Origin of the sequence: Pseudoalteromonas lipolytica, from assembly GCF_900116435.1 — a bacterium.
Classification (GTDB): domain Bacteria; phylum Pseudomonadota; class Gammaproteobacteria; order Enterobacterales; family Alteromonadaceae; genus Pseudoalteromonas; species Pseudoalteromonas lipolytica.
The window spans coordinates 1-25441 of record NZ_FPAZ01000007.1; the positions used below are offsets into that span (position 1 = coordinate 1).

Genomic DNA, 25441 nt, shown 5'->3' on the forward strand with positions numbered 1-25441 from the left:
GCAATGGTATCGTCAACAGGAATGCCGTTTTCAAAGGGACGGTATTGGCGCAACCAATCAAGTTTATCTCGACCAAACACTTCTATATCGCTCCAACCCTCTGCTCCAGAAAGGACTGCACTCACAGTCAGAAATATCACATCAATAAAGTCATGTTGAACATTAATTTGCGTGCGGGGATCGGTAACTTCTGAAAAATGGCTTAGAAAACTCATAATTAACTCGTGTCATCAAAAAAACTATTTGATCACACTAATGATGATAAATATAACGAATTAAATCGATCAGATATCAGAGTAATTTAACAAAAGTACGATCTTGCCCTGATTAACTGTACAAAAAATAATTAAATTTCTTTGCAAGCTGTATCTGAAATGTTAGTTATAGAGAGACTTAAGCAAAGGAAAATTATCATGCACATTTCAAATTCGCTGGTTCCACATTGGTCCTCCTTATTCATTCACGGTGTTATCGCTATTATTTTTGGTTTATGCGGCTGGCTTGCGCCTGAAGCATCCCTCGCCGTATTGATGTTTATTTTTGCTGCATACTTTTTTGTTGATGGCTCGATTAGAGCCTGGTTAGCGTTTGCTTCTAAAAAAGATAACCCGCTATGGTGGATGCTCCTCATAGGCGGTCTAATTTCTATTGCAGCAGCTTTAGTGACCTTATTTGCCCCTAATGTCACTGCGATTCTAATGCTTTATTTTATTGCAGCTTGGGCTATCGCTATTGGTGTCATTGAAATTGTCATTGCAAGTAAGCTACGTAAAGAAATAAGCAATGAATGGCTTTTGATTGGCAGTGGGGTTATCTCAATTGTTTTTGGTGGCTACCTTATGTTTAATCCGGGTGCCGGCATCATTACATTACTATGGCTCGTTGCAAGCTATGCAATTGTGTTTGGACTCATCATGGTGCTTCTGTCGTTTAAACTTAAAAAACTGCATGAGGCAACGTAAAAAAAGCGGCAAATGCCGCTTTTCTTATTGTTATTTTGAATGTGTTCTTTTCAAGGCTATCTGCCCATCAATATGAATATCGCGCTGTGGGAAAGCTATCGTTACATTATGCTCAGCAAAAATTTTATAAATGCTAAAGCGTAATTCACTGCGTACCTGACGAAGCGGTGCTTCAGACTCAGCACACACCCAAAATATTGCACTAAACGTGAGTGAACTGTCAGCAAAATCATCGAACAATACTGACGAGGCTGGTTTTTTTAAAATAGCAGGATGCTCATCTAGCACTTGCTTAATCAGCCTTTCAACTAACACCACATCAGAGCCATATGCAACACCCACGTTTACCGATGAACGCGCATTACGGTCAATCAACGTCCAGTTAGTGACTGTGTTTTCGAGCAATTGACTATTTGGTACCAACATATGCACGCCATCATTGCGACGAATACGAGTTGAACGTGTATTAATTGTCTCAACCACGCCTTTTGCATCACCCACTTCTAAGAAGTCACCGATTCTAATCGGGCGTTCCCACATGAGTATCCAGCCACTAATAAAGTTGTTAATGATATTTTGTGCACCAAAACCGACGCCAATGGCTATCGCACCAGAGACAAATGCAAATGCCGTTAACGGAATATTCAGTACCTCAAGTGAAGTAAACACAAGCACTGCGATGGTAACAACAAGGTAAATACGGGTGAATAAATGAACTGTGTCTGGCCCTAGGTTTTTTGCCAACAGTGCTTTTTTAATTAATCGACCTATCCATGTGACCACAAACCACATTAAAAACAGCACCAAAGGTACTTGAATAACTTTTAGCACAGTGATTTGTACATCGTTATATGTAAACAAAACAAACGATAATGCAGATTGCAAATCAGCAAGGGTCATAAATGAACATTCCTAGTAAAAAGTCGTGTTTGATTCAGTTGTCACTAAGTTTAACACGGCATAATAGATGAAATCTTAGTAAATTCTAAGATCTTTATGCGCAAAAAGCGCTATTTATTAACTCTTTTAGACCATAAGTGCTATATACATAGTGAAAGCTTTTAATAGCATGAGGAGAGCACAATGTCACAAATGACACTTACACAAAAACTTGCAACATTACAGCCACTCGTTGACTTAAACCTTTTTGAATCAAGTCTAGAGTATCGTAACCGCATTTTGAACTTACTTGCCGAACAAGAACACTCATTAGCATTAATTAACAAAGAGTTCGGCAACGCCATGCCAGAAAATTTTGGTTCAGAGAAAAAGTTTGTCTTGGGTTACAACTGATCAATGCCAGTAAACTCTAACAAAAATCTAATTTGGCAATCAGCGCCATTTTCAATTTAAGCTAGCCATCACCTTTATTTGATGGCTTTTTAAACACTTCATCCCTGAATCACTCTTTTTTGCGGCATACTTACCTATTAAAGCGACAAACTTGCTTCTTTCTACTTATAAATTTGATAAGTTAGAGAAGATTTATCCACATTTTTGGAGCTCTCATGCGTAAAACCTTAGTAGCAACCACCATTGCTAGTGTTCTTTTATTATCTGCTTGTAGTTCACAACAAGCTGACACTCAAACTCAAATTGAAACAGCCGCTGAAACACAAACAGCTAATGTTGAAAACATTCTTTTTAAGCCAAGCCCTTTACAGTACATGGCTCCAGAGTTTGATAAGCTTTCGGCTAAAGACTATGAGCCAGCGTTTGAAGCAGGGATCGCACAACAAAAAGCTGAAATTGTAAAGATTGCAAACAACCCAGAGCCAGCAACATTCGAAAATACCCTTGTTGCAATGGAATACTCGGGTGAATTATTAGACCGCGCTTCTGCGGCATTTTTTAATTTATCGGGTTTAATCTCTGATAGTGAGTACCAACGTATCGACGCGAAAATGGCGCCGATTATGTCAGCTCACACTGATGACATTTACTTAAACAAAGCGCTATTCACCCGTGTGCAAAGTGTTTATGACAACAAAACATCTTTAAATGCAGAAGATCAACGCCTTGTTGATTACTACTACAAAAAATTCGTTAACGCGGGTGCAAAACTAACTGAAGCTGAAAAAGCAAAAATGCGTGAAATAAACGCAGAGCTTGCCAAGCTTTCAACTGAGTTTTCGCAAAACATCTTAAAATCATTTAAAGAAGATGTGATTTTAGTTAAAGATAAAAGCGAGTTAGCAGGTTTATCAGAAGGCGAAATCGCAAGCCTTGCAGCAGCAGCCAAAAAAGCTGGTAAAGAAGGCTACATGATCACACTAGTGAACACGACTCGCCAACCTATCTTACAAAGCCTTGAAAATCGTAAACTGCGTGAAAAAATTTGGACTACATCTGCAACGCGTGCGCAAGCAACAAACGGCCCTATTATCATTAAAGAAACCAAGCTACGTGCAGAAAAAGCTGCATTACTTGGCTATAAAGATTGGGCTTCATATGTGATGACTAACCGTATGGCACAAACAACTGAAAACGTTTACGGCATCCTTGATGACTTAGCGCCAAAAGCGGTTGCTAAAGCAGAAGCAGAGGCAGAACAAATCCAGCAAGTAATCAAAAAATCAGGTGAAACGTTTGCACTACAGCCATGGGACTGGGCGTTTTATGCTGAAAAAGTTCGTCAACAGAAGTACGACTTAGACCCAGCTTTAGTTAAGCCTTACTTTGAAATGCAGTCAGTGATCCATGACGGCCTATTCTTTGCGATGAATAAACTTTACGGCATTACGTTTAAAGAGCGTAAAGATTTGCCTGTATATCACGAAGACGTCATGGTGTTTGAAGTATTCAATGAAGACGGTAGCGCTATCGGTCTGTTCTATATGGACCCTTATGCACGTGAAGGTAAACGAGGGGGTGCATGGATGAGTGCCTATGTTAGCCAAAGCGGCTTAAAAGGCACCAAGCCTGTGATCTACAACGCACAGAACATTCCTAAGCCAGCTGAAGGTCAACCAACACTAATGACTTTCTCTGAAGTAACAACGATGTTCCACGAATTTGGTCATGCTGTGCACGGTTTATTCTCTGATGTTAAATACCCAAGCTTAGCGGGTACAGCGACTGCACGTGACTTTGTTGAATTCCCTTCACAAGCAAACGAAGACTGGAATATTGAACCGACAGTACTTGCAAACTACGCCAAGCACTACAAAACAGGTGAGCCAATTCCAAAAGAGTTACTTGCAAAAGTACTTGAGTCACAAAAGTTCAACCAAGGCTTCGATACAACTGAGTATTTAGCGGCGGCACTCCTTGATATGGAATGGCACTCATTCGGTGTTGATGCCGATATCACAGACGTACAAAAGTTTGAACATGATGCGTTAGACAAACATGGTATTGCGTACTACCCCGTGCCGCCGCGCTATAAATCTTGCTACTTCAGCCACACTTTTGCCGGTGGTTACTCAGCAGGTTACTATGCTTATCTTTGGACTGAAGTATTCGCAGCAGATGCGTTTGCGCACATGACTAAACAAGGTGGTTTAACGCGCGAAAATGGTGACAATTTCCGTAAAGAGATTTTATCTAAAGGTAACAGCCGCGACTTAATGCAAAGCTATATTGAGTTCCGTGGTCAAAAACCAACTACAGACGCGTTATTAAAGCGTCGTGGTTTAGTTGAATAATCACAATGTTGTTTAGAGTATGAGGGGTAACCCTCATACTTTTTAAGTATTAATTGATTTTCCACCCCGCTTTTACTCCTATTCACCTCAAAGCAATTGTCAGTTAACTCGTTTTTGCTAATCTCAAAGAAAAACATAAGTTCACACATGAAAAACGCTTTACTTTTAGGACTTTGCTCAGCTTTAGCTGCATGTTCATCAATCCCGGATGAGCACGCCGACATTGTTATCGATAACGCTCAGATCATTGATATGCACACTGGAGAAATCGCAGCAAACCAATCACTGGCTATTCGTGATGGCATTATCATACAACGCAGTAACCAGCCACTGAGTGCCCAATATCAAAGTTCAACGCTTATAAATGCAAAAGGTCAGTATGTCATGCCGGGTCTTTGGGATATGCATGTCCATTTTGGCGGTGGTGATGAGCTTATTGAAGAGAATAAACAGCTACTGCCACTGTATTTAGCCTATGGCGTAACAACCGTTCGTGATGCTGCGGCTGATTTGAGTGAATCTGTACTTAGCTGGCGTGAACAAGTCAAACAAGGTCAGTTAGTCGGCCCGACTATTTTTACATCAGGCCCCAAACTTGAAGGAAAAGGCTCTATTTGGCCCGGCGACTTAGAAGTTGAGACGACTGAAGAAATGCATGCTGCAATGGTTCTGCTAGACAGCATGGACGTCGATTTTATCAAAATTACCGACAGCGCTTTAACGCCTGAACTTTATCTAAAGGCAGTAAAAGAGGTTAAAAAACGGGGTTATCAAATTTCTGGTCATATCCCGTTTTCGTTGTCTGTGACTGATGTCTCCAAGGCAGGTCTTGATGCGATTGAGCATATGACCTATATGCTTAAAGCTGCAGCTAAAAACGAAGCGGATATTTCCGCAAAGGTTGCCTCAAAAGAGCTAAGTTATAGCACTGCACTGCCCATTATCACCGCGCAGTTTGATAAACCAACAGCCATTGAGAAATTTACAGTTCTTGCCAACAATAACACCGCAGTGGTGCCCACCTTGATTGGTGGCAAAATAACGGCTTACATTGATGAAGATAATCATCAAGACGATGTTTTTTTAGATTATTTGGGTAAGGGTTTAAAAGCAACTTACCAGTGGCGAGTCGATAGAGCTAACAAAGACACGCCCGCACAAATCAAACAGCGAAAAGAGCGTTTTGTTAAAACCGCACAGTTACTCCCTATCGCGCAGCAAGCAGGTGTGAGTATTATTGCAGGCACAGATGCAGGCTTTTTAAATTCGTATATTTATCCGGGGCTTTCTTTACACCAAGAACTGAGTATTTTTACTGAATATGGCCTAACACCGCTGCAAACACTGCAAGCTGCAACTCTTGCGGGGCCTAAGTTTTTAAATAAACAACAGCAATACGGTGCACTTACCGAAGGCAAAGTAGCCGATCTCATTTTACTTTCAGAAAACCCACTTATTGATATTCGTAACACACAAACACTAAGTGGTGTTGTCTCGCACAGCACGTTTTACGATAGCAACGCACTCGAGCTATTAAAGCAACAAGCAAAAGCCTTTGTTGCCAGCCAACCCTAACCCCCCCATTGCCCATGACCGCGTATTATCCGTCATGGGCAATTTTAATTTTCAGCCATCTCATATACACTGCCCTTTTTGCACATAACTCGAATAACATGACCTACTTATTTGCTGTAACCCTGCTTTGGGCCTTTTCGTTTAGTCTTATTGGTGTTTATTTAGCAGGCCAAGTAGATGCATGGTTTAGTGTGTTAATGCGTATTGGCTTAGCAACTTGCGTGTTTTTGCCCTTTTTACAATGGCGAAAAACCCCTAAAGCCTTAGCACTAAAGCTCATGGCAATAGGCGCGGTACAGCTTGGTGTCATGTACAGCTTTTATTACCATTCGTTTTTGTACCTTAGTGTGCCCGAGGTACTACTATTTACTGTTATGACGCCACTTTACATCACCCTGTTAAACGATTTGCTTGAAAAACGTTTTAATGCCAAATTTTTATTCGCCGCAATGCTGGCTATTTTGGGAGCCGTCGCTATACGTTACGAGGGCGTTGATGAGAACTACCTCATTGGTATGTTAATGGTTCAGGCTGCCAATATCTGTTTTGCTACCGGGCAAGTTACCTACAAACGTTTGATGCAAGATGAGCAGCTACCGCACTCTCGGGTATTTGCTTGGTTCTTTATTGGTGCCCTAATTGTTGCACTGATTTGTTACGGTTTGTTTGGCGATACCAGCAAGCTGCCCACCACAACGATGCAATGGGGCGTACTCATTTACTTAGGCACGATTGCTTCAGGGCTTGGTTATTTCGCTTGGAACAAGGGCGCGACCATCGTCAATGTTGGTGCGCTGGCAGTAATGAATAACTTACTGATCCCCGCGGGGATCATCGTTAATATTGTTATTTGGAATCGTGATGCCGATATCACCAAGCTTGCCATCGGCGCGGCGATTATCTTATTAGCACTTATTATAAATCAGAAACTTAATAAAACTGCCATGGAGTAATGATAGGCTAAACTCTATTCGATTAGAGGAATGCTGTTATGCGCGCACTGGTTTTATGTTGTTTAGTTTTTATTATTCAAGGTTGTAAGAGTCTGCCAGAGGAGCAGGCAGTGCAAGTTGGCGCTAGGCCTTACTATTTAATCGACAATATGCCTGATGGGCCGTTAAAGCAGCAACTTGCGGCATGCGGTAATGGCCCTTTTTACAAAACTGATTTTGTCATTGGTCATCGCGGCGCCCCCATGCAGTTTCCTGAGCATAGTAAAGAGTCATATTTAGCCGCAGCAAGAATGGGGGCTGGCGTACTTGAATGTGACGTTGCCTTCACCAAAGATAAGCAACTCGTGTGTCGTCATTCACAATGTGATTTACACACCACTACCAACATTTTATCTATTCCAGAACTCGCTGCAAAATGCAGCCAGCCCTTTACCCCGGCCAAAGATGGCCAACCTGCTCAGGCTAAATGCTGTACCAGCGATATCACCCAAGCTGAATTCTTAACGTTAAAAGCAAAAATGGATGGCGCCAATCCAAACGCAAAAACGGTTGCAGAGTATTTGCAAGGGACGCCAAACTGGCGCACTGATTTATATGCAAACAGTGGTACTGTAATGACCCACCAGCAAAGTATTACGCTGTTTAAAGAACTCGGTGTGAAAATGACCCCTGAGCTAAAAAGCCCAGCAGTTAGCATGCCCTTTGATGGTTTTAGCCAGCAAGATTATGCGCAAAAATTGCTAGATGAATATCAGGCCTTAGGCGTGAATAGCCAAGATGTTTATCCGCAATCATTTAATCTTAACGATGTGAAGTATTGGCTAAACAATCACCCTGAATTTGCAAACAACAGTATTTACCTTGATGGCCGAGATGAGCAAGCACACTTTAATGCTATGGATGAAACAAGCTGGCAGCCATCAATGCAGGCTCTGTATGACGATGGTGTACGCATTATTGCACCACCAATGTGGATGCTTTTAAGCCTTGATCAGTCAGGTAAAATCGTGCCATCGCTGTATGCTACTAAAGCTAAACAAGCCGGACTGAACATCATTACTTGGAGTTTAGAGCGCTCAGGCCCATTAAATAATGGTGGTGGATATTATTACCAGTCGATTGCCCCTGTGATTAAACAAGATGGGCAAATGATGACTGTGATAGACGTCCTTGCTAAGCAAGTGGGAGTGATGGCTATTTTCTCTGATTGGCCTGCTACTCTTACCTATTACGCAAGCTGTATGCAGTACCCTGCCTCAGAGAATTAGCTGAGCATCAATAAATTTCAAGGGCTTTTACTCGTCCAAAAGGTGGGGCTGAGGTATTATTGGTTAAACCGTTTTTAGAGGATTAACATGATTATTCAACACCATAGCCACGACATAGATACCCCAACAGGTCTGATGCGAACCAGCATTTACCGCCCAGCTGTCGAAGGCCAATTTCCATGTATTATTTTCTACTCTGAAATTTTTCAAGAAACAGCCCCCATTGCACGCTCTGCCGCTATGCTCGCAGGCCATGGTTTTATCGTATTAGTGCCTGAGGTTTTTCATGAGTTAAACCCGCTCGGCACGGTACTTGCCTACGATGATGAAGGCAAAGATAAAGGCAATGCCGACAAATGGGCTAAACCACTTGAAAGCCACGATACGGATACCACAGCCCTTATCGCATTTGCCCGCGCGCAAGCGTATTGCACAGGCTATGTGGGAGCGATGGGTGTATGTATTGGTGGTCACCTTGCTTATCGTGCCGCACTCAATCCTGATATCAAAGCCGCATTTTGTTTATATGCAACAGACATACACAGTGACACATTGCCCGCACAATCAGGCAATAACTCGTTTGAGCGCATGGCAGATATACAAGGAGAAATTCACTTTATTTGGGGCAAACAAGACCCACATGTACCTAAAGAAGGCCGCCTTAAAATTTACCAACAAGCCGTTGCTACCGGAATTAATTACCAGTGGCAAGAAGTTAAAGCACAACATGCATTTATGCGCGATGAGGGAGATCGTTACGACCCAGCTCTCGCTTTAACTATGTACCAACAAGCTGTTGCATTGTTTAATCGTACTTTGCGTTAACCCTGCTTGCTTAAATACCCATCGTGGCAACTTGATTAGCAAAATAATCCTTTAAGAAATCAAGCAATACTCGCAATTTTTTGCTTCCCGCAGCCCCCGGCGGGAAGACACCATACAATTCAATATCAGCCGATTTATACTCATCAAGCACGGTACGTAAAAGCCCAGCTTTTACTTTAGGCCACGCGTCGTAAACAGGGATTTTTGCAAGACCATGCCCCGCTTCAACAAATGCTGTGCGCGCTGCGGCATTATTAGTGCTAATCCCGCCTTTAAGGGAAACATCAAAGCGACGCTTATCTTTTTCTAGGCTCAGTGTGGCGCTACTTCGCTGATAAACAACCCAAGTATGGTTCGCTAAATCATCTACGCTTTCGGGCACTGGGTGCTTGGCAAAATAATCAACAGAGCCACATATACACGTTTTCATTGTTGCCAATTTAGTTGCTTGTAAACTTGAATCAGTAAGCGCAATACCTCGGATCGCTAAATCTATCCCCTCTTTAATAATATCGACAACGTCATCGCTTAGTTGCAGATCAATATCGATTTTTGGATACAAGCGTTTAAATTGTGCAAGCGCAGGCACAATAAGCTGCAAACCAGCATTCACTGGGCAACTGAGCTTGATCACCCCGACAGGCTCATTTTTTAAGTTTTCTAGATGCAAATTAGCCGCTTGGGCATGTTCAGCAATTGCGTGGCAACGCTCATAATAAACTTTACCCGCTTCTGTTAAGGTCATTGTACGCGTTGAGCGGTTTAATAAGGTAAGCTGTAATTGCTGCTCTAGTTTCTTTAAATGATAACTCACCACAGCGCGCGAAAGACCCAGTTGCTCAGCTGCCTTCGTTAAACTCCCCTGCTGCACAATATGTGCAAATACCACCATACTTTTTAACTGTTCAAACGATACATTCATGGCATTCTCCTAAAATCTCGCTCGATTGTATCAATAATTAAACCAATGAAGTCAATTTTATCTGCGTTGTTAAACTTAGCTTTAACCCCTATAGTGATATCAACGCTATTCATTAAACAATTAACGAGGATTAATTATGTCAGCGAAGAAAATCTTAATGGTACTTACTTCACACGATGAATTAGGTGACACGGGTCATAAAACAGGGTTTTGGGTAGAAGAATTTGCAGCCCCTTATTATGCCTTTATTGATGCAGGCGTTGACGTTACATTAGCATCAGTGAAAGGGGGGCAACCGCCTGTAGACCCAAATAGTGCCGCTCCTGATGCTGCAACAGAGGCAACTAAACGTTTTGAAGAAGACAGTGCCGCAAAAACCTTAATGGCAAACAGCAAACCGTTGAGCGAAATGAATGCCGATGAATTCGACGCTGTATTTTACCCAGGCGGCCATGGTCCGCTGTGGGATTTAGTTGATAACCAAGACTCTATTCGTTTAATTGAACAGTTTTTAAACTCTAATAAGCCTGTTGGTGCGGTATGCCATGCCAGTGCCGTCTTATTAAATGCCAAAAATGCCGAGGGTAAGTCGGTAGTGTTTGACAAAAAAGTGACGGGGTTCAGTAACTCTGAAGAAGAGGCTGTACAACTAACGAATGTTGTACCACTTCTTGTTGAAGATGAACTCATTAAACAAGGTGGTCAGTACCAAAAAACCGATGACTGGGGCGTGCTGGCTATCGAAGATGGGTTATTGATCACCGGTCAAAACCCAGCAAGCTCAGAACTTGCAGCTAAAAAACTACTTACTAAACTTGGCTAAAAACGCGAGATAACAACCAGTAAACACCTTGCAAAACAAGGTGTTTACCTTCACTCTTAATACGTTATACTGATTCAGTCGAATTGATTTAAGAGCCTTCAACCATGACTGAAAAATCAGCTACTAAACTTCCCCCTATCAGCAGTAAACGGTTCGCTATTCTGGGCATAATGCTACTGTGTCTTGTACTACAAATTATCAATACACTGCCCGGTATAAACCTTAATGACTTAGGTATCTTGCCTCGCCAACTATCGGGCCTTTCAGGCATATTTTTTGCCCCCTTTTTACACGGTGGCTGGGCACACCTTTTTAGTAATTTAGTGCCCTTTGCGATTCTCGCATGGTTAGTATGTCAATACAGTGTAAAACGCTTTTGGCTGGTATTTGTCAGTACTGCATTGCTTGGAGGATTGTTAGTGTGGATATTTGGCCGCAGCAATATACATGTGGGCTTAAGTGGCGTAATTTATGGCTTGTGGGGCTACTTAATTTGCTATGGTATTATGCATCGCTCATTCAAAGCGATTCTCATCAGTATTGCTGTCGTCATACTTTATAGTGGCTTAATTTGGGGTGTATTCCCGCAGCGTATTCATATCTCGTTCGAAAGCCACTTGTTCGGCGCTATTAGCGGTGCATTTATCGGTTATCTCTTTGCAAAGCGAGACAAACAGCATCTTCGATAATTTTGAGGAGTTATGAATTTAACTCCTTAATGCTAATGTAACCATTACCACACCATGGTCGGTGCTTTGGTCGTCATAGGCAAATTGTGGATTGATTAAGTGCTGATCATAGGTGTGATAGTCAATGACTTCGTAGAAGCTACCTTGAAAGCCTGCATCAAATTCTCTAGAAAGCAAAATGTAATCAAACACCGAACTGCTGCTACCAAAGTAATGGGTTGCCTCTCTCTCATTGTCCGTTACAACATGGCGTTGATAAAGTTGCCAACTATCTTGCAGCGCATACTTGGCGGTAAACGCCTTGCTATGTCGACTAGCGGTGAATCGCAATGAGTCAGTAATTAAATGGTTCAGCACGCCATCATGCAGTTCATTATTAAAATCTCCCATCACAATAACAGGATTGTCTGTCTGTGATCTGCGATTGATAATTTCAATTAATAATAACGCCGCTTCACTGCCCCTTTGTATGCTTGACGCCCAGCGCCCTGCTACTTGGTCTTTTAGCTGCAAAAGCAGATTTTGCTCCTCGGTTTTGCTGTTATCTTCAACGCTATTAAGCAGGCTACGCTTTGATTTAAAATGCACAACATAACAATCGACATAACCAATATGTGGCACATCTATCGTGGCGCGAATAATCCGACGACTGTAACAAAACTCCCCAACAAGCCCCATTTGCTGTGCATAGTGAGGGTCGGGTTCAACCTCAGTTAAAGCCATAATTTTATAGCGAGAAGCAATTGCAACAACCGGGTCTCGATATATAAATTCATCGATAACGCTCGGCTCATCAACCACCGCAAAGTGCGCATAGCCTGCATCGTTCACTTGCTGTTTTAATGCATCAATACTAAACACTTCTTGAAAGCCAATAATATCCGGTTGCTGATTGTGAAGATAATCAGCCAACCAACGCTGCTTCTTAGCCCATTGCTCAGCACTATAAATACGCTGAAAATCATAAAACGCATCGGGGGGTGCTAAATAATTGTATAAATTAAATGTCGCTACCTTTAATTGATTAGTTGCTGTCACTGATTACCTTTTCGTGCAACCATTCGGTTGCAATTATTGCATCTTCAAAATACTTCACTTCACCCGTTGTGAACCAATTACCCACTTTGCTGGCTACTTTTTGCCACTTTTTATTACCCAGTACCGCAACACGACAAAATTCCTTGTTGTGTTTCAGCCCTAATTTAAAGTCATCCCAAGCCGCTTGTAATTCCCACCCTTCCAGTTCTGTAATATCTACATATGCTCTAATTTTTGCGCGAGGCACTGCTTTAAGTGCATTATCCACTAAAGGGGTGAGCGTTTCGTAATCAGCGTGGGTAAGCTTACCAACGACTTTAAAAGTAAGGTAAAAGGTACTACCTATGCGCTCTAAACCAATGGCCAAACCATGTTTTTTCATCTCATGCTCCTTAACAGTCGTCGACTTCGGTATTAAATTACTTTCAATTTAATTACTTAGGTACTTATTACACTCAGTAATAATGCTATTTTCTAACTCTACTTCCCTTGACTAGGTTGATCAACTAGGATGGTAATCTCGTAACAACATTCATTAAAGCACAATTTAGGGAGTTTCAATGAGTAATATCGACAGTTATACGCCACCTAAAGTGTGGCAATGGGACGCTGAAAATGGGGGTGAATGGGCTAAAACAAACCGTCCTGTAGCGGGTGCAACCCATGAACAAGACTTACCTGTTGGTAAGCATGCTTTGCAGCTGTACTCACTTGCGACACCAAACGGTCAAAAAGTGACAATTATGCTCGAAGAGCTATTAGAGCTTGGTATCGACGACGCTGATTATGATGCGTTCTTAATTAAAATAGCGGATGGCGATCAATTCTCTTCTGGCTTTGTTAGTGTCAACCCGAATTCAAAAATTCCAGCCTTAATGGATCATAGCACCACGCCAGTTACCCGCGTATTTGAATCGGGCGCTATTTTACAGTATTTAGCAGAAAAGTTTGATGCGCTTATTCCCAGCGACCATACCAGTAAAACAGAGTGTCGTAATTGGTTATTTTGGCAAATGGGTTCAGCACCCTACTTAGGCGGTGGTTTTGGCCATTTTTACAGTTATGCACCGTTTAAAATGCAATACCCTATTGACCGTTTCACCATGGAAGTAAAGCGCCAGTTAGATGTATTAAATCGTCACTTAAGTGATCATGATTACATGGCTGGTAGCGAATACTCCATTGCCGATATTGCTATTTGGCCATGGTACGGCAGTTTGGTACTGGGTTATTTATACGACGCTGCTGAGTTTTTAGATGTTGAGTCATACAGCCATGTATTACGCTGGGCAAAACAAATTGAACGTCGCCCTGCAGTTAAACGAGGTCGCCGTGTAAATCGTACGTGGGGTGATGAAGCTGAGCAACTTGTAGAACGCCACAGTAAGAACGATTTTTAACAGTGGGGCTGCTAAGCAGCCCTTTGCTACATAAATTCCTCTATCCGATTCAAAGATGAAAAAGCTCAGTAAAGAAGACATCTATCAAAGACTCAGCAATACCGAAGACGCGCGCGCCTGCAAGGCCATTGATGAGGCCGCGTGTAAGGTTGTGCCAGGTAACTTTATTACCCTTTTAGTGAGTCAACTTTTTAGTAAATTTGCCGATGCTCTGCTCAACCCAAAAGTAACCTTGCCTTGGTTATTACACAGCATTAATGTGCCCAGCAGCTTCATTGCGTGGCTGGTTCCTATTAGAGAGTCTGGCTCAATGTTGCCGCAACTTGCTATTGCCAACGTTATCCGCCAACTTAAAGTACGCAAGTGGGTGTGGGTTGTCGGCGCCATTGTGCAAGCATTATGCATTGTAGCAATGCTCATTACCGCATTAACCCTAACAGGAAGCAGTGCCGGGTATGCCATTCTCACTCTTTTAGTTGTGTTTAGCCTTGCTCGGGGCTTTAACTCTATCGCCGCTAAAGATGTACTTGGAAAAGTGATTCCCAAACAGCAACGTGGCAACATTAGTGGTCTTGCCGCCAGTTTTGCAGGCTTTGCGACACTTACGTTTGGTTTAGGCTTATGGTATTTACAAACGTTAGGCTACGAAAATGGTGTTTATGTTGCGTTGATGCTGGCAGCCCTCATGTGGATATTTGCTGCCCTGAGCTACAGTCGCATCAAAGAATATGAAGGAGCGACTGAAGGAGCTAAAAATGGTTTATTGCATGCGTTTAAGAAACTAAAGCTACTGTACGAAGATAAACAATTTGCCCACTTCATTGTTACGCGTGCTTTATTGCTTTGCTCTGCACTTAGCGCTCCTTTTTATATTGTTTTAGCCAGCGAACAAGCTTTTGATTTTTCTTTGCTTGCTACTTTTATGGCCCTTTCTGGGCTTGCAAGTCTCGTGTCAGCACCCATTTGGGGTAGGTTGAGTGACCTATCAAGTCGACGCGTTTTAATTTTTGCAGCCATGTTAGTCACTCTCAATGGCTTAGCCGTTTATTTAATCGCACACTTTAGCCCTGCAACCCTCCGTGAGTTTTGGCTTCTCCCGTTATGTTATTTTTTGCTCACTGTTGCTCATCAGGGAGTTCGTCTTGGTCGTAAAACGTACTTGGTAGATATGGCTGAAGGCAACAAACGAACCGATTATGTATCGGTGAGTAATACGGTGATCGGTCTTATATTATTGGCACTTGGGAGTGTTGGCTTATTAAATGCGTATTTAAGCACCGCAGAGCTGATTCTATTTTACAGTGTGCTGGGTATTGCTGGCGCTATCAGTGCTTGGTTTTTACCTGATGCCTAGACCCCGCCTCAAAAAAAACGCATAATCATGCCGTTTTTATTACATAAAAAGGATTTATCATGAAAAAGCTCTGCTTAGTACTTGCGGCTACACTTGTTTTATCAGCGTGCAGTACAAGTGTACCTATTCGTAACTTCGACAGTAACCCTGTCCCACAAACCGCCAATAAAACACACACTGCTGACAGCGTTAAAACAAATATTCTCAAAGCATGTATGAAACTTGGCTGGACATGTCGCGCGAGCGAAGACGGTAAAATATTAGGAAAGCTTGATATTAGAAAGCACCAGCTGCGTGTTGATATTAACTACAACGCCACTGAGTACTCAATTGATTACAAAGACTCAATCAACTTAGATTATGATGGCGATAAAATTCACCGCCAATACATTAACTGGGTTTCAAACTTAGTCAGAAATATTGATGCAGAATTAGCTTATTAATAAAAAGGCGACCTAAGTCGCCTTTTTTAGTCGCTTTTTAAATGTTCATCAAAGAAATCTAAAAACGCTTTTAATGTTGTAATACGATAAGGCTGATGTGACAGATAATGATCTCCCTCTTCGAGTTCAATATACGTGACATTTTTTCCTTCATCGCTCAGCTCATCTTCCATTTCACGGCTATGATAAACAGGCACAACGTTATCGTCTGAACCATGCACGAGCAAAACTGGACGGTTAATTTGCTTTGCAAAATTAACCGGTGAGTATTTTGCCAACTCATCGTCGTCGGTACCAAATTGCTTACGCACAATTTCTTTATTTGTAAAGTAACGCGCTTTACTCACAATGCGTTCTAAATCGGTGACACCCGCAAAACTCGCGGCACATGTAAATGTTTCAGGATGCTTAACAACAGCCATCAACGCGGCGTAACCACCATAACTTGCACCGCCGATGCAAATTTTATCTTTATTAGCGATACCTTGTGAAACTAACCAAAGAGCGGCATCTTGCAAATCATCTTGCATTTTTTTACCAAACCCTTGCACTGCTGCCATTTCAAATTCATGGCCATACCCACTTGAGCCTCTAAAATTCGGTTGTAAAACGGCATACCCATTGTATGCAAGTAAAGCAGTCCAATAATCAAAACCTGAGTAGTCACGCGCCATAGGTCCCCCATGAGGGAATATAATTGTTGGTAACGTATCCCCTTCTTTATAGCCCACGGGCAAGGTTAAGTACCCTTCAATCGTTAAACCATCACGTGCCTTATAACTAATTTTTTCTTTCCCTGAATAAACACTGTCATCAATATCTGGGTACGCGCTGGCAAACACGGTGAGTTCATTGGTGTCACGGTTACCAAGCATATATGTTCCTGTGCTTCCATCACCTGTCAGGTAAAGTACATATTGGCGCTGGTTTTCACTGGTATCGATTATATCAATATCAAACTTATCAGCCGGTAACACCGCACGCAGTGATGTATACAGCTTATTTAAATCGTCATCCCAATAACGGATCCCTTCTTCAATATTTGAATGAGTAAACCCTGCAACTTCGCCCGTCAGAGGAGAGTAAAAAATCCCTCCATCAAAGTCGTAATTATCATCACTAAAAACGAGCTCTTGCTTTTTCGTGGTTAAATCCATTTTAAATAATGCGTCATAGCCATTTTGAAGCGCTTTAAAATAGATAATATTGGGGTCTTTATCAAAGCCTAATATTGTCACACTCTCTTGGCTAAATGCTTTAAATTTGAATAATGAGCGGCGGTCTAATGAACCTTCGTCATACAGGAAATATTCAAATTCATCTTCATCCATTTTTCGAGCAATACGCACATTACCTTGACGGTCAGCTATCCAATCGGTCACTTTGCTGCGCTCGCGTTGAACTCTTTTCTTTCTTAGCGTGTTAAGATCGAGCTCATAGACTCCTGGTGTATTTGCTATTTCAAAGTCGCCTTGAATCAAGATTTTATCTTTTTTGTCAGGTAAAAAACTTATAACTTGATCAGCAAACTGGGGTTGGCGCTCATCACGTCCATAGTTAGGCTTAATGGCAAGCTTTGCTTTGCCTTTATCATTAATATTGTACGCATAAAGGCGAGTAGATGAATATTTAGGGCCGCCAATTTGACGTTGTATATAGCGTGCACCGAGAAGTAATACCTCATCGTTTGCCCACGTATACCAATCAAAGAAAATCGTATGATTATCAGCGCGAATAATGGGAACAGCTTCTTGTGTTTTGCGGTTGTACACCATTAACACCAGCTCACCTTTTATATTACGAATAAAGGATAAGTGCGTGCCACTTGGTGACAATTTAACCTGGCTGGTAGATCTTAATGAAGCAAATGATTCAACAGACAGTGACGGCTTTTCTTCTGCGCGAGCAGTCAAGCACAGTACTACAAAAATACTTAGCATTAAGTATTTCATATAAAAGTCCTTTTTTTTAAAATTGTTAAATGAGCATAACATTAAGCATTTAAAAAATGCGAACAGAAATTATAGCAGCGTTGCAACCGTTCTATTAAAGCGAACGTATCACTCAATTTTTACCATTATTATTTCATTCATACCCTCATTATAATCGTTACATCAATTCAGTTTCTTAGGTGACATGATGAAAAAAGTACTTGTGTTAAATTCATCTTTAAATGGTGAACAAGGTAATTCGACTAAACTTAGCCAGCTATTTGTTGAGCAACTATCAAGCAAACAACAAATTGCTGTCACCACTCGCGATTTAAGCAACGATGCTATTGCTCACTTAACGCAAACAGAAATGGCAGCATGGATGACTGACGCTAACGAACGTAGCGACGAGCAAAAAGCACTGGCGGCTATCTCTGACGAGTTAATTGCAGAACTTACTGATAACGAATTAATTGTTATTGGTATGCCTATGTATAACTTTGGTATTCCATCAACATTCAAAGCATGGATTGACCGTATCGCACGCGCTGGTATTACGTTTAAATACACAGAGCAAGGCGCTGTCGGTTTGCTTGAAAACAAAAAAGTCGTTGTACTCGCTGCTCGTGGCGGTATATACCAAGGCACCGACATGGATACACAAACTAAATACTTAAAAGATGTACTTGGTTTTGTGGGTATCTCAGATATTAACTTTATCTATGCCGAAGGCTTAGCAATGCCGGGAGCAGAGCAAAGCTTGCAAGCTGCAGAGCAACAAATTAGTTCATTTACAGATAACCTGTAAAAATGAGGCGGCCACGATGACAGTGGCCGCTTTTACTTTTAGATACTCGCCATTCAATCGTACACATCGCCATAATCAACTATTTCTCTCCTTGAATAATCATATCTGCGTTCTCATACGTATCAATCACGTGTTCAAGCAATTAACTATCAAGCTATGCCCACTGCAGGGAAACAAAAAATCAATATAGTATGGTTTAAACGTGATTTACGGCTTTCTGATCATGCACCACTCGCACAGGCCGCCGATTCACCTTTACCCTGTTTGCTTATCTATAATTTTGAGCCAATTTTGTTAGATGATCCTCATTATAGCCACCGTCACTGGCGATTTGTTTATCAGTCATTATGTGATCTCAATGCACAGCTAAAAAAACAACAAGCCGAAATTGCAATTTACAATCAAGACATGATCGCCTTGCTTGAATCTTTATCTAATGAGTTTGATATTAAGGCCATATACAGTCATCAAGAAATTGGCTTACTCAATACCTTTGAACGTGATAAAGCAGTGCATAAATGGCTCAAAGAAAAAGCTATTGTTTGGCATGAAACGCCCTTAGGCGCAGTCGTAAGGGCACGACCAGCACAATTTGATTGGCAGCAGCATTGGCAAACCGTGATGCAGCAACCTTTAATCACGCCTAACTGGCATTCTTTTAATGCTATTTTACCTTCGGGCTACAGTGCTTGCGAGCATGTAAAACAGTATCAAACAAATGATGAGCAGTTTCAGCACGGAGGACCCCACGCAGCCAGAGCCGTATTAAAAAGCTTTATAGAGACAAGAGCTCAGAGCTATCAACAAGGTATTTCGAGCCCATCAAAAAGCAAAGAGTCGTGCTCACGTCTTTCACCCTATTTAGCATGGGGAAACTTAAGCCTTCGTCAAGTGTATCAAACTCTCAGATACTACTTACCCAAACGCCCTTCGAGTTGGCGCCGTTCGCTGCATGCATTCGAATCACGATTGCATTGGCACTGTCATTTTATGCAAAAGTTTGAAACTCAATGCAGCATGGAGTTCGCACCGCAAAATCCTGCGTATCAACACTACCCCTATCGAAATGACGACAAGGTTAGCGAGCACCTATCACGGTTTGAACACGGCAACACAGGCATCCCGCTTATTGACGCCTGTATGCGATGTCTTGCAGCTACAGGCTATATTAACTTTAGAATGCGGGCGATGTTAGTCAGCTTTATGACCCATCATTTAAATATTCACTGGCATTGTGTCAGTCTTATATTGTCGCGCTACTTTTTAGATTTTGAGCCCGGGATTCACTATCCTCAAATACAAATGCAAGCCTCTGTCACTGGCACTAATACGATTCGACTGTACAACCCCATAAAACAATCTGAAGATAAAGACGCAGACGGCATATTTATTAAAACATGGTGCCCAGAGCTTAGTAATTTACCCATCGAATATATCCACCAGCCATGGCAACAGCCACCAATGGAAGCGTTATTTAATAATTTTAAATTGGGTGAAGATTACCCTGAGCCCATGGTTGATTTAACGCAAGCAGCAAAGGAAGCCCGCGAAAGGTTGTGGGCGTTTAGAGAGCGTGATGATGTAAAACATGGTGCCAGAGCGGTACTCAAAAAGCACATCCTCAGTTTACAAAGGCAACACAATGGCACATAAAAAAGTGAACTTACCGACAAAAATATGCCCTGTATGCCAGCGCCCTTTTGCATGGCGTAAAAAATGGCAACGAGACTGGCAACACGTTAAATACTGCTCAGAACGTTGTAAATACACTAAAAACAAAGCGGAATAAAACAATTTAAAAGGAGGCTTAAAGCTCACAAAGCAAACAGTTATCCTGTTATACTCACGGTGTGCGCACACTACAGCACAACCAACGTGTTACTCATAGCACGTTAAAATCCTGATTTATCACTGCTTAACATTCAGCACTTATTAACACCTTTTACTATGCATCACTTTACAGCGTAGGCTTTCGCTTGCCTGTGAGTCCTTTTCGAGTTTATTAACACATGCGTTAATGAACATATAATCAAGGTTGTAGCATGAATAAATTAAAGATCGGCGTCATTGGCACTTCACGCAAAACAGATGAACGACGTTACCCTATTCACCCAGAGCACTTAAAACGGATTCCTGAAGAACACAGAAAGCAGCTTATTTTTGAACAAGGCTACGGAAAAGACTTTAATATAACAGATGATGAAATCGCAGCGCTTACAGGCGGTATCGCCTCTCGCAGCGCACTTTTAAAAGACCTTGGTACAGTGATTATCGCTAAACCCGTTATTGCCGATTTAAACGAATTAAAAGAAGGCGGGACTCTGTGGGGGTATGCTCACTGTGTTCAACAACGCGATATTACCCAAGCAGCATTAGATAGAAGATTAACCTTAATAGCCTTTGAAGATATGTTTGTTTGGTCACCAAATGGGCATGCGGGTCGTCACACTTTTTATAAAAACAACGAAATGGCTGGTTACTGCGCCGTTATCCATGCATTGCAATTAAAAGGGGTTGACGGTCATTACGGAAATCAACGCAAAACCGTTATTTTTAGTTTTGGTGCTGTTAGTCGTGGCGCAATTTATGCGTTACAAGCTCATGGTTTTAGAGACATTACAATTTGTATTCAACGCCCTGATCATGAAGTTCGTGAAGAGGTTTTAAACTGTCATTACGTTAAAGTACGTCAAGGCTCTGAGGGAGAAGCCCGGATGATGGTCGTAGAACACGACGGAACACACAGACCCTTAATCGACCTCATTAGTGAAGCCGATATTATTGTTAATGGCACTTTTCAAGAAACAGCGAACCCAGTGCATTTTGTGATTGAGTCAGAGGCTGACTGCCTTAAACCGAATAGCTTAATTATAGATGTAAGTTGCGATGAAGGTATGGGGTTCTTTTTTGCTAAACCCACGTCATTTGCCGAACCAATGTTTCGTTATAAAACCATTGATTATTACGCTGTTGACCACACGCCTAGCTATTTATGGGAAAGTGCAACACGTTCAATCTCTGCTGCGTTAATTGTTTATTTACCCAGCGTGTTAGCGGGAAGAGCGCAATGGCAAAAAGATGAAACAATTCGACGCGCCATCAATATTGAAAACGGAATAGTAAAAAATAAGGCTATTTTGTCATTCCAAAACCGCCAGTTAACATCGCCCTATCAGGTCCTCTAAATTTACAAAATAAATCGACGTTATTTTTATGTGGTGTTAATTGCCCCAACTTAAGTTGAACGCAAACAGCAAAATAACGTCTTACCAATCAGCTAACGCCATACTAACTTGTTCATAGCAAACGGCTTGTGCACAGTCACCTTGGCCTTTAAGTTGCAACGTATCGTGTAAGTGACACTTTTTTTGGCGAAAACCATGAAAGCATTTCACACTCGCCGAAATAATTACAAAGGAGATGACTATGACGATTAAAAAAACCGCACATTCAAGCTGGTCTGGCGACATTAAATCAGGTAAAGGAAGTATTAGTACCCAAAGCGGTGCTTTAGATAAACAACCGTATGGGTTTAATACCCGCTTTGAGGGCAAGGCTGGTACGAACCCCGAAGAATTAGTTGCAGCAGCACACAGTGGTTGCTTCAGTATGGCACTGTCGCTGGCATTAACAGAAGCAGGGTATACTGCCGATGACATTACAACCAAAGCCACCGTCAGTCTTGATGAAGTCGATGATGGTTTTGAGGTCAGCCACATCGCTCTTGAGGTAACAGCAAAAATAGCTGATATCTCTGAAGAGACGTTTAACGAGCTGTGCCAGCAAACTAAACAAGGTTGCCCTATATCAAAACTCATGAATGCAGAAATTTCCCTTAGCCAAAAATTAAATTAACTAAACAAAAACGCCACTTCATTGAAGTGGCGTTTTTACGTTTGCAAATGATTACATATTTCCGAGCTTTATCATCATCGCGGTGTACATTTTTAAATTCAGCGCTAATTGCTGTTCAGTAATAAACTCATGTTCTGAGTGACCCGTGTATTTTTTACCTGGCATTGATGGCCCAAACGATACAGCATTATCAAACAGCTTTGCATTTGTGCCCCCGCCAATCGACACAAACCCCGCGTCTTCATCACCCGTAAAGTGCTTAAAAATATCCAATAAAGCTTGTGCATGCGGTGCGCTGTCTAACAGCATAGGCGTGCCAATAACAATATCAGTGTCTTTTAATGTCACGTTATTACGTGTTTGCCACGCAGTCAGCGCATTATTAATTTGCTGCTTTAATACGTCTTCTTGCTTTCCGACAGGGCGACGCATATTAACCGACAGCTTAATTTCATTCCCATCACGTGATAACAATGTTGGCGACACAGTCATAGGCCCCATAAAATCATGTTGATAAGCAATTTCACCAAACTGAGCGCCATATAAGTCAAGGCCAATTAACTGGTTAATAAACTCGATTGCTTGACCGTCGCTGTTGTTTTCAAGGTCTAGTCCTTTAAATATTTCAGCAAGATGCGCTATGGCATTTTCGCCCGACTCCGGCTCAGACGAGTGAGCTGAGGTCCCTTTTACTTGCACCAATAAACCTTCTTCTTGTTCTTTTATCGCCACTTTCACGTTTTTAAGTTTACCAACGTTATCGTGTAATTTTGCCACAGTCGCGGCATCCGCATTATGCACTAACACACTGGCATCTTCTGGTATTTGACTTACAAAAGCACCGCCTTTTAAATCAGTGACATATAAGCCTGTTTGCGCTGAAGTGGCTGAAAATGTTGGCGCAATTAAACTCCAGCCTTTTTCTGCCACTACGACCGGATACGACGCATCAATCGTCACCGCATACTTAGGTTGCTGGTAGGTTTTCATAAACTCTTTAAGTGGCGCCCAATCCGACTCTTCAGCAAGGTATACCATCAGTTCAATACGGTTATTTAGAGTAACCCCTTTATCTTTAATGGCTTTCATTGCATGGAGTGCTGTGGCAATTGCGCCTTTATCATCCTCAGTACCACGGGCAATCAGCTTTCCAGGTTCAGAGGTTTTATCCATTTTAAACGGGCTTTGTTGCCATTTACTGGCATCAGCAGGTTGAACATCCCCGTGCGTAACAATCGTTACTTTCTCAGCTTGGTTGCCCATGCCTATTAATACTGTGTAGCCTAAATCTTGATAATCAAAACCAAACTGCGCCGCTTTCATTTTTAAAAATGATTTAAAGCCAATAAAGTCTGGATTATCGGGCGTAGCTAGGCCCTCTTTATTGACCGTTGGATACGAAACTAGATTTTCGAGGGTATGAATTTGTGCTTGTTGATAGCGCTCGACCGCATAGTTAGCCAGTTGTTCACTTTGTTCAGCGATGGCAGCCTGACCAGAAAAGGCACTAAATAAGAATGCAGCAAGTAATGAATGTTTCAAGATAAGCTCCAGAGTTTTAGAAGGTTTTCGCAAGTAGACCTTGATTGTAACGGTTATAATCGCGACATGATATCTCTTGTGCGACGAAAACTGCTCGGCTTCTGAGCAATTGCTCTGTACAATACTGACTGGCCTATCCCATAACTTACAAAGTACCATGAACCGTAGAAAAAAGATCTTCACTAAACTGAAACAAAAAGACAAACGCGCCAATGCTAAATTACACAAAAGCAGTAAGCCTGCGTATGTTTCAAAAGCTGAGCGTGAAAAACTAGCGCAACAAGAAAATGAGATGTAGCCGCGATTTTACATCACATAATTTTTTAGCATAAACCTGGGGCACATCTCATCCCCGCTATTTTTAGGTCGTGCTTTAGCGCGTCTTTATTTTGCCCTAAAGCAACACCTGCTAGCACGCTACCTATTTACTCAATATCAATTAAACTCAAAATGCGCAATTTCAATCAGGTAACCATTTAAGGGTCATGACACACTTAACACACTTCTGAATAAGCATTAACGAGTCATCATGAAAACGAAGCAACAACAACGTATTGAGCATGTTTGTGATTATATTAGTCAGCATCTCAATGACTCTTTATCACTCGACACCTTGAGTGATGTAGCCTGTTGTTCAAAATATCATTTTCACCGTTTATTTGCCGCTTCAGTGGGAGTCAGTGTGACTAAGTACACGCAACTTGCTCGCTTAAAACGTGCATCATTTCGACTAGCATTTGAGCATCAAGTCAAAGTGATTGATATTGCACTCGAAGCACAGTTTGATAGCCCAGAGGCATTTAGCCGCGCCTTTAAACGCACTTTTACACAGTCTCCTAGTGAATTCAGAAGCAAACCAAACTGGCCTAACTGGCACTCTCAGTTTGAATTTTCTTTACCTGATAAAAAGGACTGTTTTATGAATGTAAACATTGTCGACTTAAAAGCCCAGCCCGTTGCTTTATTAACCCATCAAGGCGCTGCAAATACCCTTATGAATACCGCCGCACATTTTATTGATTGGCGAAAAAGCTCAGGATTATCACCGGTTAAAACCAGCAACACCTATGGTATTCCATACAGTGACCCTGCAACAACTGAAGATCATGCCTTTCGTTTTGACTTTGCCGGCAGCATTACAAAGCCAATTCCTGATAACCCACAAGGAGTCAGAAATGGCGAGATCCCAGCGGGACGCTGTGCCGTAGTGCGCCATAATGGTTCACACGATACGATTAGCGATACAGTGTATTATTTATACCGCGAGTGGCTACCACAAAGTGGTGAAGAAGTGCGTGATTTTCCGTGTTTCTTTCATTACCTCAATTTAATTCATGAGGTGGATGAATGTGATTTGCAAACTGATATTTATTTGCCGATTAAGTGACACGAAGCGTGTAAGCAGG

The 25441-nt window shown here is 41.8% G+C and carries 26 protein-coding genes; 19 read left to right on the plus strand and 7 right to left on the minus strand.

What is annotated here, in order from left to right:
* Nucleotides 1-215 (minus strand): transposase family protein (locus tag BM378_RS08415; RefSeq protein WP_143104577.1); only part of this gene is annotated, 215 nt, incomplete at its 3' end.
* 198 nt (nt 216-413) lie between these two features.
* On the opposite strand from BM378_RS08415, the gene BM378_RS08420 reads away from it, so the two are divergent.
* The gene (locus tag BM378_RS08420; protein ID WP_036966921.1) at nt 414-962 is read left to right on the plus strand and encodes an HdeD family acid-resistance protein; all 549 of its coding nucleotides are present in this window, start codon (nt 414-416) and stop codon (nt 960-962) included.
* A gap of 30 nt (nt 963-992) precedes the next feature.
* On the opposite strand, the gene BM378_RS08425 is transcribed toward BM378_RS08420, so the two are convergent.
* Nucleotides 993-1862, minus strand: coding sequence for a mechanosensitive ion channel family protein (locus BM378_RS08425; RefSeq protein ID WP_036966919.1), 870 nt, complete (start codon nt 1860-1862; stop codon nt 993-995).
* Nucleotides 1863-2045: 183 nt separating this feature from the next.
* Between BM378_RS08425 and BM378_RS08430 the strand changes: the two genes are divergently transcribed.
* The 6 genes from BM378_RS08430 (at nt 2046) to BM378_RS08455 (ending at nt 9230) form a co-directional block, all read left to right on the plus strand.
* On the plus strand, nt 2046-2255 hold the full coding sequence (locus BM378_RS08430; RefSeq protein ID WP_036966917.1) for a hypothetical protein: 210 nt from the start codon (nt 2046-2048) through the stop codon (nt 2253-2255).
* A gap of 215 nt (nt 2256-2470) precedes the next feature.
* Complete coding sequence (locus BM378_RS08435; RefSeq protein WP_074988967.1) at nt 2471-4609, plus strand: M3 family metallopeptidase; 2139 nt, start codon at nt 2471-2473, stop codon at nt 4607-4609.
* A gap of 147 nt (nt 4610-4756) precedes the next feature.
* A complete protein-coding gene (locus BM378_RS08440) occupies nt 4757-6184 on the plus strand; it encodes an amidohydrolase family protein (protein WP_074988968.1) in 1428 nt (475 codons plus the stop codon).
* A gap of 98 nt (nt 6185-6282) precedes the next feature.
* On the plus strand, nt 6283-7137 hold the full coding sequence (locus tag BM378_RS08445; RefSeq protein ID WP_074988969.1) for a carboxylate/amino acid/amine transporter: 855 nt from the start codon (nt 6283-6285) through the stop codon (nt 7135-7137).
* A 38-nt stretch (nt 7138-7175) separates the two neighbouring features.
* Nucleotides 7176-8405 (plus strand): glycerophosphodiester phosphodiesterase family protein, encoded by a 1230-nt coding sequence (locus tag BM378_RS08450; RefSeq protein WP_074988970.1) that lies wholly within the window; start codon nt 7176-7178, stop codon nt 8403-8405.
* Nucleotides 8406-8492: 87 nt separating this feature from the next.
* A complete protein-coding gene (locus BM378_RS08455; RefSeq protein WP_074988971.1) occupies nt 8493-9230 on the plus strand; it encodes a dienelactone hydrolase family protein in 738 nt (245 codons plus the stop codon).
* A 10-nt stretch (nt 9231-9240) separates the two neighbouring features.
* On the opposite strand, the gene BM378_RS08460 is transcribed toward BM378_RS08455, so the two are convergent.
* Nucleotides 9241-10152, minus strand: coding sequence for a LysR family transcriptional regulator (locus tag BM378_RS08460; protein ID WP_074988972.1), 912 nt, complete (start codon nt 10150-10152; stop codon nt 9241-9243).
* A gap of 136 nt (nt 10153-10288) precedes the next feature.
* Between BM378_RS08460 and BM378_RS08465 the strand changes: the two genes are divergently transcribed.
* Nucleotides 10289-10975: a type 1 glutamine amidotransferase domain-containing protein gene (locus BM378_RS08465; protein ID WP_074988973.1), complete on the plus strand. Its 687-nt coding sequence runs from the start codon at nt 10289-10291 to the stop codon at nt 10973-10975.
* Between the two features lie 104 nt (nt 10976-11079).
* The gene (locus tag BM378_RS08470; protein ID WP_036966894.1) at nt 11080-11664 is read left to right on the plus strand and encodes a rhomboid family intramembrane serine protease; all 585 of its coding nucleotides are present in this window, start codon (nt 11080-11082) and stop codon (nt 11662-11664) included.
* 18 nt (nt 11665-11682) lie between these two features.
* On the opposite strand, the gene BM378_RS08475 is transcribed toward BM378_RS08470, so the two are convergent.
* Both BM378_RS08475 and BM378_RS08480 read right to left on the minus strand, forming a co-directional pair.
* Nucleotides 11683-12702 (minus strand): endonuclease/exonuclease/phosphatase family protein, encoded by a 1020-nt coding sequence (locus tag BM378_RS08475; protein WP_036966891.1) that lies wholly within the window; start codon nt 12700-12702, stop codon nt 11683-11685.
* Complete coding sequence (locus tag BM378_RS08480; protein WP_036966888.1) at nt 12689-13084, minus strand: SpoIIAA family protein; 396 nt, start codon at nt 13082-13084, stop codon at nt 12689-12691. The genes BM378_RS08475 and BM378_RS08480 overlap by 14 nt, the downstream gene beginning before the upstream one ends.
* Before the next feature lie 178 nt (nt 13085-13262).
* Between BM378_RS08480 and yghU the strand changes: the two genes are divergently transcribed.
* Genes yghU through BM378_RS08495 form a run of 3 tightly spaced genes read left to right on the plus strand, consistent with a single transcriptional unit; the run spans nt 13263 to nt 15899 of the window.
* Nucleotides 13263-14102, plus strand: a complete 840-nt coding sequence (yghU, locus tag BM378_RS08485; protein WP_074988974.1) for a glutathione-dependent disulfide-bond oxidoreductase — start codon at nt 13263-13265, stop codon at nt 14100-14102.
* Between the two features lie 55 nt (nt 14103-14157).
* Nucleotides 14158-15456 (plus strand): MFS transporter, encoded by a 1299-nt coding sequence (locus BM378_RS08490; protein WP_036966882.1) that lies wholly within the window; start codon nt 14158-14160, stop codon nt 15454-15456.
* A 59-nt stretch (nt 15457-15515) separates the two neighbouring features.
* Nucleotides 15516-15899, plus strand: coding sequence for a putative periplasmic lipoprotein (locus BM378_RS08495; protein ID WP_036966879.1), 384 nt, complete (start codon nt 15516-15518; stop codon nt 15897-15899).
* A gap of 26 nt (nt 15900-15925) precedes the next feature.
* Here the strand turns inward: BM378_RS08495 and BM378_RS08500 are convergent, their stop codons facing one another.
* Nucleotides 15926-17851 (minus strand): alpha/beta hydrolase family protein, encoded by a 1926-nt coding sequence (locus tag BM378_RS08500; protein ID WP_074988975.1) that lies wholly within the window; start codon nt 17849-17851, stop codon nt 15926-15928.
* Nucleotides 17852-18038: 187 nt separating this feature from the next.
* On the opposite strand from BM378_RS08500, the gene BM378_RS08505 reads away from it, so the two are divergent.
* From BM378_RS08505 to BM378_RS08525, 5 genes are all read left to right on the plus strand, one after another.
* Nucleotides 18039-18638: an FMN-dependent NADH-azoreductase gene (locus tag BM378_RS08505; protein ID WP_036966872.1), complete on the plus strand. Its 600-nt coding sequence runs from the start codon at nt 18039-18041 to the stop codon at nt 18636-18638.
* A 156-nt stretch (nt 18639-18794) separates the two neighbouring features.
* Entirely contained in the window at nt 18795-20291 is a 1497-nt protein-coding gene (locus BM378_RS08510; RefSeq protein WP_074988976.1) for a cryptochrome/deoxyribodipyrimidine photo-lyase family protein, read from the plus strand.
* The gene (locus tag BM378_RS08515) at nt 20281-20427 is read left to right on the plus strand and encodes a DUF2256 domain-containing protein (RefSeq protein ID WP_074988977.1); all 147 of its coding nucleotides are present in this window, start codon (nt 20281-20283) and stop codon (nt 20425-20427) included. The genes BM378_RS08510 and BM378_RS08515 overlap by 11 nt, the downstream gene beginning before the upstream one ends.
* A 253-nt stretch (nt 20428-20680) precedes the next feature.
* The gene (locus tag BM378_RS08520) at nt 20681-21823 is read left to right on the plus strand and encodes a N(5)-(carboxyethyl)ornithine synthase (RefSeq protein WP_074988978.1); all 1143 of its coding nucleotides are present in this window, start codon (nt 20681-20683) and stop codon (nt 21821-21823) included.
* 241 nt (nt 21824-22064) lie between these two features.
* On the plus strand, nt 22065-22493 hold the full coding sequence (locus BM378_RS08525) for an OsmC family protein (RefSeq protein ID WP_074988979.1): 429 nt from the start codon (nt 22065-22067) through the stop codon (nt 22491-22493).
* Between the two features lie 51 nt (nt 22494-22544).
* Here the strand turns inward: BM378_RS08525 and BM378_RS08530 are convergent, their stop codons facing one another.
* Nucleotides 22545-23978, minus strand: a complete 1434-nt coding sequence (locus tag BM378_RS08530; protein ID WP_230235588.1) for a dipeptidase — start codon at nt 23976-23978, stop codon at nt 22545-22547.
* Between the two features lie 214 nt (nt 23979-24192).
* On the opposite strand from BM378_RS08530, the gene BM378_RS08535 reads away from it, so the two are divergent.
* Together BM378_RS08535 and BM378_RS08540 are read left to right on the plus strand one after the other, a co-directional pair.
* Nucleotides 24193-24333 carry a DUF2986 domain-containing protein gene (locus BM378_RS08535; RefSeq protein WP_074988980.1) on the plus strand — a complete coding sequence of 47 codons (141 nt, stop codon included), beginning with the start codon at nt 24193-24195 and terminating at the stop codon, nt 24331-24333.
* A gap of 231 nt (nt 24334-24564) precedes the next feature.
* Nucleotides 24565-25422, plus strand: a complete 858-nt coding sequence (locus BM378_RS08540; protein ID WP_065978586.1) for an AraC family transcriptional regulator — start codon at nt 24565-24567, stop codon at nt 25420-25422.
* Nucleotides 25423-25441 lie beyond the last annotated feature (19 nt).

What these genes read in the sequence shown, in the direction of transcription:
- BM378_RS08420 (WP_036966921.1), top strand. Translation starts at nt 414, where the DNA reads ATGCACATTTCAAATTCGCTGGTTCCACATTGGTCCTCCTTATTCATT.
- BM378_RS08425 (WP_036966919.1), bottom strand. Translation starts at nt 1,862, where the DNA reads ATGACCCTTGCTGATTTGCAATCTGCATTATCGTTTGTTTTGTTTACA.
- BM378_RS08430 (WP_036966917.1), top strand. Translation starts at nt 2,046, where the DNA reads ATGTCACAAATGACACTTACACAAAAACTTGCAACATTACAGCCACTC.
- BM378_RS08435 (WP_074988967.1), top strand. Translation starts at nt 2,471, where the DNA reads ATGCGTAAAACCTTAGTAGCAACCACCATTGCTAGTGTTCTTTTATTA.
- BM378_RS08440 (WP_074988968.1), top strand. Translation starts at nt 4,757, where the DNA reads ATGAAAAACGCTTTACTTTTAGGACTTTGCTCAGCTTTAGCTGCATGT.
- BM378_RS08445 (WP_074988969.1), top strand. Translation starts at nt 6,283, where the DNA reads ATGACCTACTTATTTGCTGTAACCCTGCTTTGGGCCTTTTCGTTTAGT.
- BM378_RS08450 (WP_074988970.1), top strand. Translation starts at nt 7,176, where the DNA reads ATGCGCGCACTGGTTTTATGTTGTTTAGTTTTTATTATTCAAGGTTGT.
- BM378_RS08455 (WP_074988971.1), top strand. Translation starts at nt 8,493, where the DNA reads ATGATTATTCAACACCATAGCCACGACATAGATACCCCAACAGGTCTG.
- BM378_RS08460 (WP_074988972.1), bottom strand. Translation starts at nt 10,152, where the DNA reads ATGAATGTATCGTTTGAACAGTTAAAAAGTATGGTGGTATTTGCACAT.
- BM378_RS08465 (WP_074988973.1), top strand. Translation starts at nt 10,289, where the DNA reads ATGTCAGCGAAGAAAATCTTAATGGTACTTACTTCACACGATGAATTA.
- BM378_RS08470 (WP_036966894.1), top strand. Translation starts at nt 11,080, where the DNA reads ATGACTGAAAAATCAGCTACTAAACTTCCCCCTATCAGCAGTAAACGG.
- BM378_RS08480 (WP_036966888.1), bottom strand. Translation starts at nt 13,084, where the DNA reads ATGAAAAAACATGGTTTGGCCATTGGTTTAGAGCGCATAGGTAGTACC.
- yghU (WP_074988974.1), top strand. Translation starts at nt 13,263, where the DNA reads ATGAGTAATATCGACAGTTATACGCCACCTAAAGTGTGGCAATGGGAC.
- BM378_RS08490 (WP_036966882.1), top strand. Translation starts at nt 14,158, where the DNA reads ATGAAAAAGCTCAGTAAAGAAGACATCTATCAAAGACTCAGCAATACC.
- BM378_RS08495 (WP_036966879.1), top strand. Translation starts at nt 15,516, where the DNA reads ATGAAAAAGCTCTGCTTAGTACTTGCGGCTACACTTGTTTTATCAGCG.
- BM378_RS08500 (WP_074988975.1), bottom strand. Translation starts at nt 17,851, where the DNA reads ATGAAATACTTAATGCTAAGTATTTTTGTAGTACTGTGCTTGACTGCT.
- BM378_RS08505 (WP_036966872.1), top strand. Translation starts at nt 18,039, where the DNA reads ATGAAAAAAGTACTTGTGTTAAATTCATCTTTAAATGGTGAACAAGGT.
- BM378_RS08510 (WP_074988976.1), top strand. Translation starts at nt 18,795, where the DNA reads ATGCCCACTGCAGGGAAACAAAAAATCAATATAGTATGGTTTAAACGT.
- BM378_RS08515 (WP_074988977.1), top strand. Translation starts at nt 20,281, where the DNA reads ATGGCACATAAAAAAGTGAACTTACCGACAAAAATATGCCCTGTATGC.
- BM378_RS08520 (WP_074988978.1), top strand. Translation starts at nt 20,681, where the DNA reads ATGAATAAATTAAAGATCGGCGTCATTGGCACTTCACGCAAAACAGAT.
- BM378_RS08525 (WP_074988979.1), top strand. Translation starts at nt 22,065, where the DNA reads ATGACGATTAAAAAAACCGCACATTCAAGCTGGTCTGGCGACATTAAA.
- BM378_RS08535 (WP_074988980.1), top strand. Translation starts at nt 24,193, where the DNA reads ATGAACCGTAGAAAAAAGATCTTCACTAAACTGAAACAAAAAGACAAA.
- BM378_RS08540 (WP_065978586.1), top strand. Translation starts at nt 24,565, where the DNA reads ATGAAAACGAAGCAACAACAACGTATTGAGCATGTTTGTGATTATATT.